Annotated in this window: 1 protein-coding gene; it reads left to right on the top strand. The window is 76.6% G+C overall.

Annotated features, from left to right (window positions below; translation table 11 throughout):
* Positions 1-1,477, top strand: a 1,477-nt coding sequence (locus SSOG_RS53445) for an ATP-binding protein (protein ID WP_039937234.1), incomplete at both ends; no start/stop codon positions are given.

Here is a 1,477-nt window from a genome sequence, read left to right as displayed (position 1 = left end):
CGGCGCGCCTGCTCGACGCCTGCCCCCGGCTGCGGGTGCTGGCCACCAGCCGGGAAGGGCTCGGCGTCGCCGGGGAATCCCGCCTCGCCCTGCGGCCGCTGACCGACCAGGACGCCATGCGGCTCTTCCTCGACCGGCTCGCCAGGATCTCCCCGCCCGCGGCCCGCGCCGCCAACTGGGACGAGGTCCGCGACCTGTGCGAGGCCGTCGACCGGCTTCCGCTCGGCATCGAACTCGTCGCCCCCAAGGCCGCGTCCACCCCGCTGCCCGTCATCGTCCGCCAGCTCCGCACCCGCCGCGGGCTGCTGGAGGTACCGCTGCGCTCCGCCGACGCCCGCCACGGCACCCTGCGCGCCGCCCTCGACTGGAGCTACCGCCTCATCACCGACGAGGAGCGGGAGGTGTGGCGGGCGGTGTCGGTGTTCGCCGCGCCCTTCACCGTCGACGCCGCCGAGGCGGTCGCCGGGCCCGGCGCGGGCGACACCCTCGCCCTGCTCGCCGAGAAGTCGCTGCTGGTCTACGACCCCGGCCCCGGCAGCCCCCGCTACCGCATGCTGGTCTCCTTGCGCCAGTACGCCCGGCAGGCGCTCGCCGAGCGCGGCGAGGAGACCGGCGCGCTGCGCCGCCACGCCGACTGGGTCGCCGCCCTCGCGCACCGCACGGACGCCGCGCTGCGCACCGGCAGCGGCCCGGCCGCCTTCGCCGAGATGACCGCCGTGACCCCCGAAGTGGCCTGCTGCCTGGACTGGCTCCAGGACAGCGCCGACCCCGCCGACCGGCTGCTCGGCTCCCGCATCGCCACCCATCTCTCCCTCTACTGGATGGCCGCGGGCCAGCGCCAGGAGGGCCACCGGCGGCTGCTGCGGGCCCTGGAATCCACCCCGCCCACCGCCGACTGGTACGCCGAGACCCTGGCCTGGTGCGGCTGGCTGGGCGTCAACATCCGCCGCGCCGGGGACGACGACGAACTGCTGCGCCAGGCCCTGCCCGCCGCCGAGAAGCGCGGCGACCCCGCCGTGGTGACCCTGGTCGGAGCGCTCGCCCTCACCGCCCACGTCCGCCAGGAGCGGCTGGCCGAGGCGCGCGAGGTGGCCCGGGCGACCGCCTCCGCCCTCGACGAGCACGGCCACCGCTGGGAGACCGGGGTGTGGCAGCTGTTCCACAGCGAACTCCTGGTCGCCGAGGACGAGCGGCGCGCCGCCCTCACCTCCGCCATGACCGCCCGCGAGCTGCTGACCACCCTCGACCCGCACTCCGCCGCCACCGCGCAGATCATGACCGGCATGGCGTACGAGCGGCTGGGCGAGCGCGCCCTGTCGGTGCGCGCCTTCCGCGCCGCCCACGACGAACTGCGGCTCATCGGCGCCGAACACGAGGCCGCCTACGTCAAGGCGGTGCTCGCCTGCGCGGCCGCGGGCGACGGCGACTGGGACGACGCCACCTCCTTCGCCGACGCCCTGGAGACCTACGCCCGCGA

The organism is Streptomyces himastatinicus ATCC 53653, from assembly GCF_000158915.1.
GTDB lineage: Bacteria > Actinomycetota > Actinomycetes > Streptomycetales > Streptomycetaceae > Streptomyces > Streptomyces himastatinicus.
Note: the sequence above shows the minus strand (reverse complement) of the source record. Positions and strands in the feature narration are given on the sequence as shown.